This is a genomic window from Geothrix paludis, assembly GCF_022808815.1.
In the GTDB taxonomy this organism is placed as follows: Bacteria; Acidobacteriota; Holophagae; order Holophagales; family Holophagaceae; genus Geothrix; species Geothrix paludis.
The window spans coordinates 31,541-45,394 of record NZ_JAKZLC010000003.1 but is presented as its reverse complement, the minus strand read 5'-3'; the positions used below and the strand labels follow the sequence as shown (position 1 = coordinate 45,394).

Here is a 13,854-nt window from a genome sequence, read left to right as displayed (position 1 = left end):
CCCATGCCCCGCCATCGCACCTCCCGCTTCCGCGTCCTCCATCCCGGCTTCGGAACCTCCCGGTGGCAGCGCCTCCAGCAGCAGAGCGGCATCGTCCTCCTGGTCCTGGCGGGCCTGTTGACGGCGGGGGTGCTGTATTTCGCCCCCCGGTACTACCTGATGGATCAGATCGGCAACGCGCAGCAGGCCTACATGGATGCCCACTGGGTGGACTTCGAGGCGGTGGAGCGGCACTGGAAGAGCCTGCCGATCCTCCACAGCATCCAGCGGGGCGATGAGGAGGACGTCCGCCGCTTTCTCGCCGACCAGCCCCTGGTGGTGGCCCTGCTGGACCGCTTCGAGGGCCGCCACCTCTGGGTCCGCGAGGGCGACCACCTGGTCCCCCCCGAGGACCCCGCCCAGACCCAGCAGTACCTGGGATGGATGACCCACGCCGAGATGGCCCAGCGCTTCGAGTGGAACCCGCCGCGGGAGCAGGATCCCGACTTCGGGAAGGTGGCCACGGTGGTCCTGCTGTCGGACCGCTGGCTGGTGATCAAGCGCTGGCGGCCCGGGTCCCCGGACGTGGAGCGCGAGCTGGGCATCGCCCTGGCTCCGCGCCGGGCCCTGCGCATGGGGCTCCTCCGGGAATCGGACGCCACGCGGAAGGACCTGAAGCCCCAGCCCTGGGGGGCCCAGCCCAACCTCCAGGCCGACCCCCAGCGGCTCATCGTCCTGCCCCTGGGCTCCATCACCAAGACCAACGCCTTCGGAGAGGGCTGGTCCCTGGGCGGCGTGGCCTTCGATGACGACCAGGCGGCTTTCCGCCGGACGCTCAAGTCCCAGCGGCGCCTGGTCTCAGGCGTGGCCCTCTCCGTGGGGCTCGCCATGCTGCTGGGCCTGTGGCTGCGGCACCGGACCCGGCGCAAGGCCGAGCTGGACGCCGATCGCATGGCCTCCATGACCCACAGCCTCAAGACGCCCCTGGCCATCCTCAAGTTCCGCTGCGACTCCCTGCGCCTGGGCCGCCTCAGCCCCGAGCGGGCCGACGAGGAGCTGCTCAAGATCGGCGAGGAGGTGGACCACCTCACCACCATCATCGAGACCGGCCTGCGGGTCATCCGCGGCGGCGGCGCCTCCGGTCCCCACGGCCTGGCCACGCCCGCCTGGATCCGCGACGTGGTGGAGGACCTGCGCCCCGGATTCGAGGTCGAAGGCAGGCCCCTGGAGATCCAGCTGGTGGAGGCGTCGGGGCGGGCCCCGCTGCCCTCCTTGCGCTCGGCCCTGCTCACCCTGGTGGAGAACGCCCTGACCCACGGGCGGGGCCGGGTCACCCTGGAATCCTGGCGGACCCGGCGCCGCCTCTGCCTCCGGGTCACCGACGAGGGGGACGGCTTGGAACCCCACCAGCTCAAGGCCCTGGGCAAGCCCTTCCAGCGCCTGCGCTCCAAGGGGAAGGAGGGCTTCATGCGGGAAGGCCAGGGGCTCGGCCTGAGCCTCCTGGTGCAGGTGGCGGAGCAGGAAGGCTGGGGCCTCTCCTTCACCTCCGCTCCCGGCGAGGGCCTCTCGGCCCTTCTGGAGGTGCCGGTCGCCTGACCCGAAGGCCCCATCCCCGCTCGGTTTCCACCTGCCTGGCACCTTCAGAGATGACCAGGATCACGGGGCACGGCTCCTCCCGGGACCTACCATCAGGCGGGCGACACCCGCCCTGATGGGGGAAGTCATGACGCGTTCATGGATGGGCCTCGTGGTTCTCAGCCTGGGCATGGTGGCCGCCGAGCCGCCCAAGCCCGTCCAGGTGCCCTTGAAGGCGCCCCAGGAGGCGACCATCCCCCCGGGGCCCGTCGGCGAGGCGATCCGCATGGGCCAGAAGATCTTCACGAACACCCCCAAGTACGCTCCGGCCTATTCCGGGAATGCGCTCAGCTGCAGCAGCTGCCACCGGGACGCCGGGAAGGCGCCCCACGCCGCGCCCATGGTGGGCCTCTGGGCCGTCTTCCCCACCTACCTGCCCCGGGCCGGGCGCGTGGGAACCATGGAGGACCGCATCAACGGCTGTTTCCTGCGCTCCATGAACGGCAAGCCCCTGCCGACCAACAGCGAGGAGATGCGCGGCCTGCTGGCCTATGTCTGGTGGCTGTCCAAGGATGTCCCCGTGGGGGCCGAGGTGGTGGGCCGGGGAAATCCCCCCCTGCAGGCCCCCGCGCCCGCGGATCCGGAACGCGGCAAGGCGGTCTACGCCCGGGCCTGCGTGGTCTGCCACGGAGAGGACGGCCAGGGCTCCGCGGACATTCCGCCGCTCTGGGGTCCCCGGTCCTTCAACCTCGGGGCCGGCATGGCCCGCACCAGCAAGGCCGCGGCCTTCGTGAAGGCCAACATGAGCGGGCTGGGCGGAACGGAGCCCCTCACGGCCCAGGAGGCCTGCGATGTGTCCGCCTACTTCACCCATCAGCCCCGGCCGGACTTCCCCGGGAAGGTGAACGATTGGCCCCGGGGCGGGAAGCCCGCGGACAGCCGGTACTGAAGGAATACCCGCACTAGGAAATTGCAGCCGATCCAACTTGCCTTTCCAAGGCAATGCTCGCATCGTGGATGAAGCACGATCCTTGAGCGAGATGCCGTGATCCACATCCTCGTGGTGGAGGATGAGCCCTCCCTCTGCCAACTCCTCGTCAACAACCTGAGCTTCGAAGGCTACTCCGTGGAGGCCGTGGAGGATGGTGTGCCCGCCCTGGCGGCCCACACGGCCCGGGCCGCGGATCTCATCGTGCTGGACCTGATGCTGCCCCAGCTGGACGGGTTCGAGGTCCTCCGCACCCTCCGGGACCGGCAGGATCATGTTCCCGTGCTCCTCCTCACGGCCCGGGGCGAGGAGGCGGACCGGGTGAAGGGCCTGAGCCTGGGCGCCGACGACTACCTGGTGAAGCCCTTCTCCGTGCTGGAGCTCGTCGCCCGGGTGAAGGCGATCCTGCGCCGGACCCGCCCCGTGGACCGGCCGACCCAGCTGCGGTCCGGCCCCTTCCGGTTCAACCTCCCGCGCCTGGAGGCCCGGCGGGAAGGGAGGCCCCTGGAGCTGACCCCCCGCGAGTTCCGCCTGCTGGAGATCCTCATCACCCACGCGGGCCGGACCCACAGCCGCAAGGAGCTGCTGCAGCTGGCCTGGGAGCCGGACGCCCGCCCCAGCGCCCGCACGGTGGACGTCCACATCGCCAACCTGCGCCGCAAGCTCGGGGAGGAGCTCGGTTCGCCCTGGATCACCACGGTGGGCGGCGAAGGCTACCGGTGGATCACCCCCGTGGAACCGGAGGCCGGCGGGGCCGCGTCGAACGGGTAGACTGGACCTTCGTCCCCGAGGTCCGATGGCGCCCTGGAACCCCCACAGCTGGCAGCGCTTCCCCGCCGCGCAGCAGCCGGCCTATGACGATCCCTCCGAGCTGGAGGGCGTCCTGGCGCGGCTGCGCCGCATGCCTCCCCTGGTGGTGCCCCAGGAGGTGGACCGCCTCCGGGGCCTGCTGGCCGAGGCCGCCGCGGGACGCCGCTTCCTCCTCCAGGGCGGCGACTGCGCGGAGCAGTTCAAGGACTGCACGGCGGAATCCATCGCGGGCAAGCTGCGGGTGCTGCTCCAGATGTCCGTGGCCCTCACCCACGGCGGGCGGAAGCCGGTGGTGCGGGTGGGCCGCATCGCCGGCCAGTTCGCCAAGCCCCGCAGCAAGCCCACGGAGCTGGTGCGGGGCCAGGAGCTTCCCAGCTACCGCGGCGACCTCGTGAACGGCCTCGAGGCGGACGAGGCCGCCCGCCGCCCGGATCCCGGCCGCATGCTGGAGGCCTACTTCCACGCCTCCGCCACCCTGAACCACCTGCGCTCCCTCGCCGCCGGCGGCTACGCGGACCTGCACCACCCCGAGCGCTGGGAGCTGCCCGGCGAGGCGGGCCGGGTGCCCGAGTACCGGCGCACCCTGGACCAGGTGCGCGAGTCCCTGGATTTCCTGGAGGCCCTGGGCGGCGTGCAGCGGGACGCCCTGGAGCGCATCGACTTCTACACCAGCCACGAGGCCCTGCTCCTGCCCTACGAAGAGGCCCTCACCCGCTGGGTGGGCGAAACGTCCGCCTACTACAACCTGGGGGCCCATACCCTCTGGGTGGGCGAGCGCACCCGCCAATTGGACGGCGCCCACATCGAGTACCTGCGCGGCCTCCGCAACCCCATCGGCGTGAAGGTGGGTCCCAGCGCCACGCCCGAGCACCTGGCGGCCCTGCTGGACCGCCTGGACCCGGACCGGGAGCCCGGGCGCCTCACCCTCATCTCCCGCTTCGGCGCCGCGAAGATCCAGGCGGCCCTGCCGCCCCTCCTGAAGGCCGTCCAGGCCACGGACCATCCGGTGCTCTGGAGCTGCGACCCCATGCACGGAAACGGCGCCGAGAGCGCCCAGGGCCTCAAGACCCGCGACTTCGGGGCCATCCTCTCGGAGCTGCGCCAGGCCTTCGAGATCCACCGGGCCCACGGCTCCCACCTGGGCGGCGTCCACATCGAGCTCACGGGCGAGGCCGTCACCGAGTGCACCGGCGGCAGCGAGGGCCTCTCCGAGGCGGACCTGGCCAAGGCCTACGAGACCGGCTGCGATCCGCGGCTGAACGGCACCCAGAGCCTGGAGATGGCCTTCCTCATCGCGGAGATGATGCGGGGCTAGGATCTACAGACTCTAGGCTCCGTCCGGAATCTCGGGCTCCACCAGCTGCGCCAGCAGCAGGAGCGACTCCTGCCAGCCCAGATAGCAGGCCTCCGGCGGGATGACGGCCGGAATGCCCGCCTGCACGATGTCCACCTCGGTGCCGACGGACACGGCCTTCAGGGAGATCGTCGTCTCCATGGTTCCGGGCAGGTTCGGATCGTCGAAGGTGTCCGTGTGCCGGATGCGCGCCCCGGGCACCAGTTCCAGATACTCGCCGCCGAAGCTGTGGCTGCTGCCCGTGCCGAAGTTCGTGAAGGTCATCCGGTAGGTGCCGCCCACCCGGGCCTCCAGGTGGTGGACCTTGCCCGTGAAGCCGTGCGGCGGGAGCCACTTGGCCATGGCATCCGGATCGAGGAAGGCCCGGTAGATCCGGTCGGGCGTGGCCCGCAGCACGCGGTGGAGCCGGACGGTGTTCGTCGGCATGGTCGCTCCTCTGGGACAGGGGCCGCAGGATAGCGCCGATGGAACTGTCGCGACACTCATTCCGGGTCGGCCCAGCCCGGACCAGTCCCTGAGTGGCACGTCAGTGCACGGTGGGGTGGATCCCCTCCGGCCCGGCCCGCAGGATCAGGGTTTCGAAGGCCGTGCCCACCAGGACCTCGGCCCCCGGCAGCAGCTCCTGCAGGGGTTTGAGCTTCGGCACCGGCAGCAGCAGGACCTCGCCCGGGCGGAGGGTCGGCAGCTCCAGGCCCTCCCAGGCCCCGAGGGGCGTGCTGCGGCGGGCGGCGCCGGCCCGTAGTTCCAGGCTCCCCTCCGGCCAGGCATCCACCATCCAGGCTCCCAGCAGGACGCTTCCCCCGTCCTCCAGGGCCAGGCAGAATCCCGCGGCGCCTCCGCCCGCCAAGCCCAGGACCGCCAGGCCGGGACGGGGCAGTTCCATCAGCTCCGCCCCGGGTCCCCTCACCCGGAAGCGGTCGAGGGCGGTCCCGTCAGCCCGGTGCAGCGCCGCGGGCCGGGGCAGGCAGGGCAGCAGGTCCGCGGATTCCGGGGAGGGGGCCAGGGATTCCGGCAGGGTGCCGCGGCGGTCCCATTTCTCGGCGTAGGCCAGGGTCTGCTTGGCCCTGGCCAAGGCTCGGGCCCCGCCTTCCAGCAGGCGCCGGAGGCTTCCCGGGACCAGGGCCTCGGCCAGCCGCTCGGGATCGCCCTCCCCCAGCTTGCGGAGGCGCATGGCCTCGATGCGGTTCAGATCCGCCAGGCGGCCTGACGCCAGCCGGCCCACGAGCGTCCGGCGTTCCAGGGGCCCCTCGGCCCAGGCGGCGGTACCCAGGAGCATCCGCGGATCAGGCCTGGGCTTCGAGCCAGGCGCGGGTGGCGGCCGAGAGCGGCTTGGGCCGGTTGGTGGCGAAGTCCAGCATCACCTGCACGCTCCTCCCCTCGGCGAACACCGGACCGCCCAGGCCCTTGGTGAGGCGGTAGCCCAGGTCGAAGGAGCTGTTGCCCACCCGGGCGCAGTGGAGCTCCACCCGGACGTCGTCGCCCAGGAGGATGGGCATGCGGTAGTCCACCTCGATGCGCGCGATGAGGAAGCCTTCGTCCGTGAAGGCCCGGCCGCCCAGGAAGCTGCGCCACCACTGGAAGCGCCCCTGCTCCATGAAGCTCACCACCACGGCGTTGTTCACGTGGCCCATGGCGTCCAGGTCGCTGAACCGCACCTCGATGGGATGGGAGAAGGGCATGGAGCCTCCGGAGCCTCAACCTTACCGCCAACCGTGGCATGATGCGTCCCGATGCCCGCGCCCCTGCTCCTCGCCTACGATCCGGCCTGCACCCTCTGCTGCCGCATGGCCCTCTGGCTGGCCCGGCGGGATCGCCGGGGCCTTCTGCACATCGCCTCCCTGCGCGATCCGGACCTGTTGGCCCTGGGACCCGAGCTGGCCGGGCGTCCCTTGGAGGCGGAGATCCACGGCCTCGACCTGGGCACGCGCCAGGTCTGGGCGGGGGCGGCCCTCCTCCGGCCCATCGCCCGGCGACTGCCCGGCTGGCGCTGGGTCGCGCCGCTGCTGGCGATCCCGGGCCTGCCCCGCCTGCTGAACCGGGTCTACCTGTGGGTGGCGGTCCGCCGCTTCCGCCGCACCGGCCGGCCGCCCTTCGCGTAGCCTGGGAACCATGGATTCCACCCCTCCAAGCCCCTGGCACCCGGACCGCCGCTGGGCCGATCCCCTCATCGCCTTCCTGGCCCTCCTCGCCCTGATGGCCGCGGGTCTCACCCTCCGCATCCGCCAGGAGGGGAACCACCGCCCCTCGGGCCGGACCACCCTCCAGGGCCAGATCCTCGAAGCCGGCCTGGCCGGATCCCACCTGCTGCGGGGCACCCCCATCCCGCCCCAGGAATGGGCCAAGGCGCGGGGCGGAGTGACGGATCCGTGGGACCGGTCCCTGCTCGCGGTGCTCATGGCGGAACTGGGCGACCCGGCCGGGGCGCGGGAGCTCGTCCAGACCAGCCTCCCCGCCGGCGCCGCGGGAGCGCGCTTCCAGCGGACCTTCGAGGCCGCCTATGAAGGCGCCCCCGTCCCGGATGCCGCCACGCGCGCGGAGGTCCAGCGGCGGCTGGGGAACGGCTACACGGCCCGCCTGCTGGAAGCCCGGCTGCGGGACCGGGAAGGAGGGCCCGGCGCCGGCGAGCCCTTGCGCGCCCAGGCCCGCGGCCTGCTGATCACCCGCCTGGCGGCCCTGGGGGGCCTCGGGCTGCTGGTGACGGCCCTCGCTGTCGGAGGCCTGGCCGTGGGCATCTACCTCTGGGCCACGCGCCGGCAGCCGCCGGTCCGGCCCCTGCCCGCCTGGGGCCTGTCGGGCCGGGCGGCCGCCCTGGTCTTCCTGGGCTGGTTCATGGCCTTCTTCGCGGCGGGCAACCTGGCCGGGCTGCTCCTCGTTCCCTGGCCCTCCCTGCGCTGGGCCGTCGTGCCCCTTGGCACCCTCCTCCATGCCGGGGTGGGCCTGCGCCTGCTCGGCTGGGCGGAAGGCCTCTCCTTCTCCGGGCTGTGGCGACGGGTGGGGCCCTCGCCGACCCGCCGAGACCTGGCCTGGGCCGTGGCCTTCCTCGCCCTGGCCGTGTTCCTGGTGCTGGCGGTGGCCATGGCCACGAGCCAGGTGCTGAAGCCGGAGCAGAACCCCCAGCGGGACCTGCAGGAACTGCTGCGGGGGCTGACGGGCTGGGGCCCCACCCTGGCCATGTTCCTCGTGGTGGCGGGCGTGGCCCCAGTCTTCGAGGAGTTCCTCTTCCGCGGGTTCCTGTTCCCGGTGCTGGCGCGGGGGGGCCGCGTCACCCTCGCCCTGGTGGCCTCGGCCCTGCTCTTCGGAGCCATCCACCTGCAGCCCGCGGGCCTGCCCATCCTCAGCACCCTGGGCCTGGTGCTCGCCCTGGCCGTGCGGCGCACCGGCAGCCTCTGGCCCGCCATCCTCGTCCATGCCTGCTGGAACGGGTCGCTCTTCCTGCTGATGCGGGCCTTCTCCTGAGCCCGTCCTGAGCTGTTCCTGACACCGTCCGGGCCGTCCGGGGCCGTCCTCTCAGAACTGGAGGCGCGACAGGGCGGGCGCCAGCCACCAGAAGAGCTGGAGAACGATGAAGGCCAGGACGATCCACTTCAGGACCTGCCCCCAGTTGGTGCCCGGGCCATCGGAACCGGCCTGGCGGCCGGCGCGCTTCCGGGTGGAGAGGTAGGATTCCACCGGGTCCTCGGCCAGGGCGATCTTGAGGGGCGCCGTGCCCCGGGCGCGGGACTCGTGGGATCCGGATTCTGTCGCCGGCGCAGGCTCGATCTGCCGGAACCGCGCCGTGGAGACGCTGCCGGTGCCGTCCTCGTCCTGCCCGAGGAACGTGAACAGGCGGGCCCGCATGCTGACGGGGCCCGGCAAGGCGTCGATCAGCTCTTCCATGAACTCGGGGAGCGTCGTGTAGCGGTCGTCCGGATCCGCCGCCAGGGCCCGCCGGAACACGGTGGCCATGCGGGGGGACACGTCCGCCGGGATGGCCACGGGCTCCTGGAGGATGTGGAGGATGATCTCGGCGAGGCCGCTCCCCGGGTGCGGCAGCTTGCCGGTGAGGAGCTCGAAGGCCGTGGCGGCGAAGCTGTAGCGGTCCGAGGCCGGCGTGCCCTCGCTGCCCCGGAGCACTTCCGGAGGCGCGTAGGCGGGGGAGCCCAGGAAGTCGCCGGAGGAGGTCAACCGGAGGGCCAGCGTTTGCGCCAGCGCGGCGCCATCTCCCTCCATGAGGGGCATGTCCAGGGACTGGTCGGAACCCGGGCCCAGGTGGCCCAGGGTGCGGGCGATGCCGAAGTCCATGAGCTTGGCCCGGCCCTCTTCGCTCAGCAGGATGTTGTCAGGCTTCACGTCGCGGTGCACGATGGCGCGGCGATGGGCGGCCCGCAGGGCGCGGGCGGTCTGGATCAGGACCCGGGCGCTGGTTTCCGTGTCCAGGTCCTTGTCCTTGATGTGGCGGCCGAGGCTCTTTCCTTCCACGTACTCCATGGCGAGGAAGGGCCCCAGGTCCTCCTCCACGCCCACGTCGAAGACCGTCACCAGGTTCGGATGGTTCAGCTGGGCGCTGATCTCCGCCTCGCGCCGGAATCGCAGGGTGGCCTGGTGCCGCGCGACGCCCGTGACCCGCACCACCTTGATGGCCACGCGCCGCTTGAGCAGCGGATCCTCCGCCAGATAGACAGTCCCCATGCCGCCCTGTCCGAGGGGCCGCAGGACCTGGTACCTGCCGATGGTTCTTGGATCTGCCATGGAACTGAAATTCTAACCACGAGACCCCTCTCCGAAGCCGGGCTAGAATGGAGGATTCGACATTCTGGAGTGCCCATGGCCGCCCTGCTCGAAGCCATCGAAATCAAGCGCAAGATGTTCTTCGAACTCGAAGACACGCCCTACCACTGCCTGGATGTGGAAATTTCGACCCCCACAGCCCGGGGCGGCCAGACGCTGGTGCGCATCAAGATGCGCAACCTCCTCACCCGCGCCGTCTTCGACAAGACCTTCAAGGCCGGGGACAAGTTCAAGGAGCCGGATCTGGTCCTCACGCCCGCCAGCTACCTCTACAGCGACGGCGAAGGCTCCCACTTCATGGACCAGGAGACCTACGAGACCCACACGCTGGGCACCGGCCTCATGGGCGACGCCCTCGACTACCTGACCGAGGGCCTCATCGTCCAGATCCAGAAGTTCAACGGCAACCCCATCGGCCTGCAGATGCCCGGCCAGGTGGAACTGGCCGTCACCTACACGGAGCCCGGCGCCCGCGGCGACACGGCCAGCGGCAACGTCACCAAGCCCGCCAAGCTGGAGACCGGCATCGAGATCAAGGTGCCCCTCTTCATCAAGGAGGGCGAGAAGGTGAAGGTGAGCACCGAGACCGGCGAGTTCGCAGGCAGGGCATGACCCGCAAGTTCCGCCTCGGCCAGAGCCGGGAGGCCCAAGACCTGGACCACCGGGAGGCCTATTCCCGCGAGCGGGCGGCGGACAGCAAGCGGCGCCAGCGCCACGCCGAGCGTCTGGAGACCGGCATCGAGGCGCACGACCCCGAGGCCCTGCTGCGCCTTCCGGATCCCGCGCCCTGGATGCACCTGCCCGAGGCCACGCTCATCCAGCGCCACAGCCAGTGGGTGGACCTGGAGCTGGCGGACCGCACGGTGATGCGGGCCACCTTGAGCGGCAAGCTCAAGGGCGTGCGCCTGGTCTGCGGCGACCGGGTGCGCTATTCGGCCGTCCCCATCGAACTCGATGAGCCCAGGGCCCCCGCCTCCCCGTCCGTCCGCGGCGACGGGGGCTCCCCCGAGGCCCAGGTGGTGGCGGTGATGCCGCGCAAGAGCCTGCTCAAGCGGGGCGGCATCGACGATCGCGAGCCCTGGCAGCTCATCTGCGCCAACGCCGACGAGCTCTGGATCTGCGCCGCCGTGGTGGATCCGCCCCTGCGCCCCGGTCTCCTGGAGCGGGCCCAGGTGCTGGCCCTGGATGCGAGCCTCGCCTTCCGCGTCATCGTCACCAAGCGGGACCGGGCCTCGAAGAAGGACACCCTGCCCGAGCTGGATCCGCTACGGGGCCAGCAGGTCTCCATCCATGAGACCTCCGCCCTCAAGGGCGAAGGGCTGGAGGCCCTGCGCGACCTCCTGCAGGGCAAGGTGGTGGTGCTGCTGGGCCACAGCGGCGTGGGCAAGAGCACCCTCGTGAACGCCCTGCACCCGCAGGCGGCCCTGAAGATCGGCGGCCTCACGAAGTTCGGCACCGGCAAGCAGACCACCACGGCCGCCCGCTGGCTGGCCCTGGAGGGGGGCACCCTGGTGGACACACCGGGCATCCGCACCCTCAGCGTGCGCGGCTTCGACCGGGCCCTGCTCGCGGAGGTGTTCCCCGAGTTCCCCGCCGAGGTGCTGGAGGATCCCTGCGCCTACGACGCCGACGACGACGCGACGCTGGACCGCCTCGACCTCGAGTACCCCGAGCGCCTCCAGAGCCTCCAGCGCCTGTGGCTGGAGATGGAGGACCGCAATCCCAACCAGAACGTGTGGCGCTAGGAGGCCGGGGATGCAGGACCGGATGCAGTCCGACTCCAGGCTCCTGGGCCTCGCCTACGGGGCGGTCTTCGGCTCGCTGTTCCCCCTGTTCCACTTCGCGGCCCGCTCCTTCGCCCGGCGCGAGCGGGGCCACGAGATCGCCGACCAGATCGCCCACGCCTTCGTGACGCTGCGCCCCAAGTACCTGGAGGCCATCCTGGGCAACACGGCCCAGATGCTGGGGCTGCGCCCCACCCACCCGGAGGTGGACCGGATCGCCCGGGACATGGTGCGCCAGCACGCCCGCGCCTGGGTGGACTTCTTCTACTACGGCCAGCGCGCCCCGGAGGAGGCCCTGGCGCAATTCACCTCCCTGGAGGGCCTGGAGCACCTGGACACGGCGATGGCCGAGGGGCGGGGCGTCATCCTCCTCACGGCCCACGCGGGCAACTACGAGCTGGGCGGGCTGCTGCTGCGGGCCCGGAACCTGAAGATCCACACGGTCTACAAGCCCGACCGCTTCGAGGCGGTGGAGCGGCTGCGGGAGCAGATGCGCGCCCAGGGCGGCGTGGTGGGCGTCCCCGTGGATGGCATCGGCTTCTCCACCCTGCCCCTGGTCAAGCTGCTGCGGGAGGGCGCCCTGGTGGGCATGCAGGGGGACCGGGACTTCAGCCTGAACGGGCTGCCCATCCCCTTCTTCGGCCGGGAGGCGCCCTTCCCCCGCGGCCCCTGGGAACTGGCGGCCATGACCGGCGCGTCCATCGTCACCAGCTTCTTCTACACGGACGAGGCGCGGCGCTTCCATGCCCGGTTCGGTGAGCCCATCCGGGTCCTGGGCCGCCGGGGGGAGCGGCAGGCCGCCATCGAGGCAGGAATGCGGACCTATGTCTCCACCCTGGAACAGTTGATCCGCCAGCATCCCAGCCAGTGGTACTGCTTCTATCCCTTCTGGGACGACCCGGCCCGGGCCTCCGGCCCCAGGGGCCCGGGGCAGACCACCCCCGCGGAGCCTTTGTCGACGGTCATAGGTGTTTGACCGTAAGCTTCAGGGTCCCGTGGCCTCTTCCCGGTTCCTACAAGGAGTCCCATCCATGCGCAGCACCCTTCCCGTCCTGCTCATCGCCGCGGCCATCATCGGCTGCAATTCCAACAAGTCCCAGGCTCCCGTGGTCGCCGCCCCCATCCAGGGCCAGACCGCCGCGCCCGGTGCCGCGCCGGCTGGCGCGCCTTCCGCGGGCCTGTCCGTCACCGGGAAGCTCCTGGAGCGCATCGCCGCGTCGCCCTATTCCTACCTGCGCATCCAGACCGCCCAGGGCGAAGTCTGGGCCGCCGTGCCCGAGACCAAGGTCGAGAAGGGCGCCGAGGTCACGGTGACCGGCGCCATGATCATGCGGGACTTCGAATCCAAGACCCTGAAGCGGACCTTCGCCGAGATCTATTTCGGCACCCTGGCCGGCAGCGGCCCGGCCGCGGCCCCCGCTGGCGATCCCCATGCCTCCGCAGGCCAAGCGGCGGCCGTGGAAGTGGGGAAGGTCGAGAAGGCCTCGGGGGCGGATGCCCGCACCGTCGCCGAAGTCTGGGCCCAGAAGGGCGCCCTCAAGGGGAAGACCGTCACCGTGCGCGGCAAGGTCGTGAAGTACAACGCCGGCATCATGGGCAAGAACTGGCTGCACCTGCAGGACGGCAGCGGCGATGCGAAGGCCGGCAGCAACGACATCACCGTCACCAGCAATGACCCGGCCGCCAAGGGCGACACGGTCACCGTCACCGGCGTGGTGCGCACGGACAAGGACTTCGGCTCCGGCTATTCCTACGCGGTCCTCATCGAGGATGCCAAGGTGAAGAAGTAGGCTCCAGTCCTCAGGTCTCAGGCTTCAACCTTCGGCAAGCGGGCGCCCCCAGGCGCCCGCTTTTTCAGGTGGGGCCAGGTTGACCTTCAGCACCTCGAAGTTGGCGCTCAGATCGAAGTCCCGGGGCATGATGTAGCTCGGGTGCCGCGCGATCACCTGGCGCGAATGGGAGGCGGACGCCTCGCCGACCAGGGGCTGCACGGGAAAACCCACCCGGTAGAAGGCCTTGGCGATGAGCGCCGAGCAGATCACCTCGCGGCTGCTGGAGCTGCCCAGGTACAGGGGGCGCCGCCGCCAGCGGGCCGGCAGCAGGTGGACAGGGGTGAGGTAGCGTCCCAGGTCGAAGATGTTCCTCCTGTCGTAGCGCAGCCCAAGGTGCCGGAGCATCTCCGCCACCACCCGCTCCAGATCGTCGGTGGAGAGGCCCTGGGGCCGGCAGACCCTTAAGTTGTGGTCCGCGTACCAGGCCACGGGGAACACCCGCACGCCTTCGGCCATGTCGCTCTCCAGGACCAGATGGGAAGCCTCGGCCCCGAAGCGATCCAGGGCCGACTCGGCATGGGGGCCGCCCCAGCGCAGCAGGGCGTCGCCGATGTACATGGCGGCGTGGCTCCACGAGCTCTGGCTGAGGCTCATGATCATGCGGCTGATGCGGGACTTGCCCTCCACCAGCACCACGTCGCCGGGGCGGAGCCCGGCCCGGAGCCGCTCCACATCGTTGGGCACCCGCCGCTGGTAGCTGGGCAGCTCGGCCGTGAGGTAGCGGACGAGGCCCTTGGTCAGCGCATCGTGGAGGAACATGGTTCC

The 13,854-nt window shown here is 71.3% G+C and carries 15 protein-coding genes; 10 read left to right on the top strand and 5 right to left on the bottom strand.

Features of this window, described 5'->3' with window-relative positions:
* The first annotated feature begins 3 nt into the window (after nucleotides 1–3).
* The 4 genes from MLE64_RS08425 to MLE64_RS08410 all read left to right on the top strand — a co-directional run bounded on the left by MLE64_RS08425 (nucleotide 4) and on the right by MLE64_RS08410 (nucleotide 4,667).
* On the top strand, nucleotides 4–1,575 hold the full coding sequence (locus MLE64_RS08425) for a sensor histidine kinase (RefSeq protein WP_243317336.1): 1,572 nt from the start codon (nucleotides 4–6) through the stop codon (nucleotides 1,573–1,575).
* A 127-nt stretch (nucleotides 1,576–1,702) separates the two neighbouring features.
* Nucleotides 1,703–2,503, top strand: coding sequence for a c-type cytochrome (locus MLE64_RS08420; RefSeq protein WP_243317335.1), 801 nt, complete (start codon nucleotides 1,703–1,705; stop codon nucleotides 2,501–2,503).
* 96 nt (nucleotides 2,504–2,599) lie between these two features.
* Nucleotides 2,600–3,313 carry a response regulator transcription factor gene (locus tag MLE64_RS15960; RefSeq protein WP_243317334.1) on the top strand — a complete coding sequence of 238 codons (714 nt, stop codon included), beginning with the start codon at nucleotides 2,600–2,602 and terminating at the stop codon, nucleotides 3,311–3,313.
* A gap of 25 nt (nucleotides 3,314–3,338) precedes the next feature.
* Nucleotides 3,339–4,667, top strand: coding sequence for a class II 3-deoxy-7-phosphoheptulonate synthase (locus MLE64_RS08410; RefSeq protein WP_243317333.1), 1,329 nt, complete (start codon nucleotides 3,339–3,341; stop codon nucleotides 4,665–4,667).
* Between the two features lie 12 nt (nucleotides 4,668–4,679).
* Here MLE64_RS08410 and MLE64_RS08405 read toward each other — a convergent pair whose 3' ends face one another.
* The 3 genes from MLE64_RS08405 to MLE64_RS08395 all read right to left on the bottom strand — a co-directional run bounded on the left by MLE64_RS08405 (nucleotide 4,680) and on the right by MLE64_RS08395 (nucleotide 6,385).
* Nucleotides 4,680–5,132 (bottom strand): SRPBCC family protein, encoded by a 453-nt coding sequence (locus MLE64_RS08405; RefSeq protein ID WP_243317332.1) that lies wholly within the window; start codon nucleotides 5,130–5,132, stop codon nucleotides 4,680–4,682.
* Between the two features lie 100 nt (nucleotides 5,133–5,232).
* Complete coding sequence (locus tag MLE64_RS08400) at nucleotides 5,233–5,982, bottom strand: hypothetical protein (protein WP_243317331.1); 750 nt, start codon at nucleotides 5,980–5,982, stop codon at nucleotides 5,233–5,235.
* 7 nt (nucleotides 5,983–5,989) lie between these two features.
* Nucleotides 5,990–6,385 (bottom strand): acyl-CoA thioesterase, encoded by a 396-nt coding sequence (locus tag MLE64_RS08395; protein WP_243317330.1) that lies wholly within the window; start codon nucleotides 6,383–6,385, stop codon nucleotides 5,990–5,992.
* 51 nt (nucleotides 6,386–6,436) lie between these two features.
* Between MLE64_RS08395 and MLE64_RS08390 the strand changes: the two genes are divergently transcribed.
* Together MLE64_RS08390 and MLE64_RS08385 are read left to right on the top strand one after the other, a co-directional pair.
* Entirely contained in the window at nucleotides 6,437–6,805 is a 369-nt protein-coding gene (locus tag MLE64_RS08390) for a thiol-disulfide oxidoreductase DCC family protein (RefSeq protein WP_243317329.1), read from the top strand.
* A gap of 10 nt (nucleotides 6,806–6,815) precedes the next feature.
* Entirely contained in the window at nucleotides 6,816–8,162 is a 1,347-nt protein-coding gene (locus MLE64_RS08385; protein WP_243317328.1) for a type II CAAX endopeptidase family protein, read from the top strand.
* Nucleotides 8,163–8,213: 51 nt separating this feature from the next.
* On the opposite strand, the gene MLE64_RS08380 is transcribed toward MLE64_RS08385, so the two are convergent.
* Nucleotides 8,214–9,434, bottom strand: a complete 1,221-nt coding sequence (locus MLE64_RS08380) for a serine/threonine-protein kinase (RefSeq protein ID WP_243317327.1) — start codon at nucleotides 9,432–9,434, stop codon at nucleotides 8,214–8,216.
* A gap of 75 nt (nucleotides 9,435–9,509) precedes the next feature.
* Between MLE64_RS08380 and efp the strand changes: the two genes are divergently transcribed.
* Genes efp through MLE64_RS08360 form a run of 4 tightly spaced genes read left to right on the top strand, consistent with a single transcriptional unit; the run spans nucleotide 9,510 to nucleotide 13,047 of the window.
* Nucleotides 9,510–10,085 (top strand): elongation factor P, encoded by a 576-nt coding sequence (gene efp, locus MLE64_RS08375; RefSeq protein ID WP_243317326.1) that lies wholly within the window; start codon nucleotides 9,510–9,512, stop codon nucleotides 10,083–10,085.
* Nucleotides 10,082–11,218 carry a ribosome small subunit-dependent GTPase A gene (rsgA, locus tag MLE64_RS08370; RefSeq protein WP_243317325.1) on the top strand — a complete coding sequence of 379 codons (1,137 nt, stop codon included), beginning with the start codon at nucleotides 10,082–10,084 and terminating at the stop codon, nucleotides 11,216–11,218. The genes efp and rsgA overlap by 4 nt, the downstream gene beginning before the upstream one ends.
* Nucleotides 11,219–11,228: 10 nt before the next feature.
* Nucleotides 11,229–12,233 (top strand): lysophospholipid acyltransferase family protein, encoded by a 1,005-nt coding sequence (locus MLE64_RS08365; protein ID WP_243317324.1) that lies wholly within the window; start codon nucleotides 11,229–11,231, stop codon nucleotides 12,231–12,233.
* Between the two features lie 55 nt (nucleotides 12,234–12,288).
* A complete protein-coding gene (locus MLE64_RS08360) occupies nucleotides 12,289–13,047 on the top strand; it encodes a hypothetical protein (protein WP_243317323.1) in 759 nt (252 codons plus the stop codon).
* A 24-nt stretch (nucleotides 13,048–13,071) separates the two neighbouring features.
* Here MLE64_RS08360 and MLE64_RS08355 read toward each other — a convergent pair whose 3' ends face one another.
* Complete coding sequence (locus tag MLE64_RS08355) at nucleotides 13,072–13,848, bottom strand: YiiX/YebB-like N1pC/P60 family cysteine hydrolase (RefSeq protein WP_243317322.1); 777 nt, start codon at nucleotides 13,846–13,848, stop codon at nucleotides 13,072–13,074.
* Nucleotides 13,849–13,854 lie beyond the last annotated feature (6 nt).

Coding starts and splice junctions, on each gene's coding strand:
- MLE64_RS08425 (WP_243317336.1), top strand. CDS start 4: ATGCCCCGCCATCGCACCTCCCGCTTCCGCGTCCTCCATCCCGGCTTC.
- MLE64_RS08420 (WP_243317335.1), top strand. CDS start 1,703: ATGACGCGTTCATGGATGGGCCTCGTGGTTCTCAGCCTGGGCATGGTG.
- MLE64_RS08410 (WP_243317333.1), top strand. CDS start 3,339: ATGGCGCCCTGGAACCCCCACAGCTGGCAGCGCTTCCCCGCCGCGCAG.
- MLE64_RS08405 (WP_243317332.1), bottom strand. CDS start 5,132: ATGCCGACGAACACCGTCCGGCTCCACCGCGTGCTGCGGGCCACGCCC.
- MLE64_RS08400 (WP_243317331.1), bottom strand. CDS start 5,982: ATGCTCCTGGGTACCGCCGCCTGGGCCGAGGGGCCCCTGGAACGCCGG.
- MLE64_RS08395 (WP_243317330.1), bottom strand. CDS start 6,385: ATGCCCTTCTCCCATCCCATCGAGGTGCGGTTCAGCGACCTGGACGCC.
- MLE64_RS08390 (WP_243317329.1), top strand. CDS start 6,437: ATGCCCGCGCCCCTGCTCCTCGCCTACGATCCGGCCTGCACCCTCTGC.
- MLE64_RS08385 (WP_243317328.1), top strand. CDS start 6,816: ATGGATTCCACCCCTCCAAGCCCCTGGCACCCGGACCGCCGCTGGGCC.
- MLE64_RS08380 (WP_243317327.1), bottom strand. CDS start 9,434: ATGGCAGATCCAAGAACCATCGGCAGGTACCAGGTCCTGCGGCCCCTC.
- efp (WP_243317326.1), top strand. CDS start 9,510: ATGGCCGCCCTGCTCGAAGCCATCGAAATCAAGCGCAAGATGTTCTTC.
- rsgA (WP_243317325.1), top strand. CDS start 10,082: ATGACCCGCAAGTTCCGCCTCGGCCAGAGCCGGGAGGCCCAAGACCTG.
- MLE64_RS08365 (WP_243317324.1), top strand. CDS start 11,229: ATGCAGGACCGGATGCAGTCCGACTCCAGGCTCCTGGGCCTCGCCTAC.
- MLE64_RS08360 (WP_243317323.1), top strand. CDS start 12,289: ATGCGCAGCACCCTTCCCGTCCTGCTCATCGCCGCGGCCATCATCGGC.
- MLE64_RS08355 (WP_243317322.1), bottom strand. CDS start 13,848: ATGTTCCTCCACGATGCGCTGACCAAGGGCCTCGTCCGCTACCTCACG.